The organism is Olleya marilimosa CAM030 (genome assembly GCF_000518485.1).
In the GTDB taxonomy this organism is placed as follows: Bacteria; Bacteroidota; Bacteroidia; order Flavobacteriales; family Flavobacteriaceae; genus Olleya; species Olleya marilimosa.
Genome location: NZ_JADR01000025.1, coordinates 1 through 1985, shown reverse-complemented (window position 1 = coordinate 1985; position 1985 = coordinate 1). Strand labels below are relative to the sequence as shown.

Below are 1985 nucleotides of genomic sequence, written 5' to 3'. Positions count from 1 at the left end.
GTTTAAGCAACTAATTTAGTAAACAAAAACGAACGCGAGAAAATTCCGAAGGAATTTTCCAAATAGGCAACGACCAAAGCAATTAATTATACACGGTGTTGTGAGTAGTTATTTTTTTAATAGATTTTCTAATAGTTCGGTTGTTTTAGGATTACTTGGTCGATAACCATTGTCTGTGTGGATTATTTCCCCTTTTTGGTTAATTATTGTATAAGTTGGAAAACCATTAAGAGAAAATAGATTTGTTAAATCTTCTATCTGGTTTTTCTCAATAAAGTAATGTTTACCTTCTAACTTATATTTTGAAATTGTCGATTTCCATTGTGCTTTCTCAGATTTATAGCATAAAAACACAAACTCAATTTTACCATCAAATTGACTCATTAATTTTGGGGTATTTTCCTTGAATGCGGATAAACAAGGTTGATAATAAGTTGCCCAATTATCAATGTAAATCGGTTTTCCACTAGCTTCTGATATAATTGTTTGAAGTAAGCTGTCAATGTTAGATGATGAATATTCTTTTAAGTTTATTTTATTGGTAAGTTGTGGGTTGTTAATTCGCTTTTTTAAACTCACATATTTTTCTTTTAAAGAACTCTCAAAATCGGTTTTAAACAGAATGCTATCTATTACTATTCTATTGTCTTCATAGAATTCTATATTTTCGATATTTAGATTTGATTTTGTGAAATCATTTACCATTAACTTTAGTAATTCAGGTTTATCAGAATATATTTCAATTATCTTTTTGAGATAGAAGCTGTATATTTCATTTGGTTCCAAATTAGAAGCTCCTTTTTGTGAAGATATTAAAGTATTATCTAAAAGCTTTTTAGGAATACTATTAGATGCGATGGTATTTATCCTATGTTTTTGTAAAACTTGCGGTATATCATTTATGTTGAATTTAGTTAACCGTGTTAAGTCGTTATTTTTTAATTCCGATTTAAGGTCGTTGTTATAGTCAAAATAGAATTCAAATAAACTATAATTATTTGGTAGAGCAAATAATTTTTGAGCCTCTAACCAATTTGTAAAAGGTTTTGAGAATGAATTATTAGAAAGTAAACTGTCTGTGTAACTTGATTGAACTAAATAAATACTATCACGATATGTTTTAAATTCGTTTGGATTTAGATTTCTTCGATTGTGTTGAAATATTTCATAATCGATTGGGTCATTATAAAAAAAATCTATAACATTTTTATTTATATTAGCTGAAGTTCCAGAAACTTTAAGACGCTCTAAAACATCTTTTCTACGTTTAGATTTTGCGTCAATTTCTATAAACAAACTATCTCCAGGCTTAACAATTAAGTCTATGATTGTATTGTGAATTAACATAACACCTTGTTGCTCGGTGATTTCAAATTCAAATTTAAACCTCCCTAAAGTATCTAATTGTTTTTCAGTATTTGTAATATCCTTTGTTATATAGTCTTGAACATATATTCCAATATTAGACAAAGAATCTACAGACTGAAAATTATAAAATTCGCCAGCAATTATTACAGATTGGCTAATCTTGGGAATTTTTTCATCAACATTTTCTTTACAGCTAAATACCAATAAAATTATCAGAAATATTGAGAAAATAGAATTGAATTTAGTCATTTAAAATAATTTTGTAGGTTGGCGATTAATTACTCACAACGTTTTGCATATGGAAAGTTGTGTTTACGAGCAATGAAATTCCGAAGGAATTTCAGCAGTGAGTAAATAAACAACTTCCATTATCGAGACACTAAAGTAAACAATTTTTTATATGCTGTGTTGCCTACAGTTTTTTAATTTTACTTTTTTGAGTAACAAGCTAATTCGGTTTGCGTCAATATTACGTCTGAGTGAATATCGGAAGATCGTATTTTTTTGAATTATCATGCTAAAATTCTGAATTGGTTTACTGTGTACTTTATGTTAGCTAAAGACTAATAAAGTCAGCTTAAAATCAGTGATTTTTATATTCGGATTTACACGTTTTG

The 1985-nt window shown here is 27.8% G+C and carries 1 protein-coding gene; it reads right to left on the bottom strand.

Going from position 1 to position 1985, the window contains the following annotated elements:
• Positions 1-108 precede the first annotated feature (108 nt).
• On the bottom strand, positions 109-1617 hold the full coding sequence (locus M890_RS16530; protein ID WP_084553693.1) for a TlpA family protein disulfide reductase: 1509 nt from the start codon (positions 1615-1617) through the stop codon (positions 109-111).
• Between the last annotated feature and the right edge of the window lie 368 nt (positions 1618-1985).

Bases quoted from the DNA above. Each gene is read 5' to 3' on its own strand.
- M890_RS16530 (WP_084553693.1), bottom strand. From the start codon at position 1,617: ATGACTAAATTCAATTCTATTTTCTCAATATTTCTGATAATTTTATTG.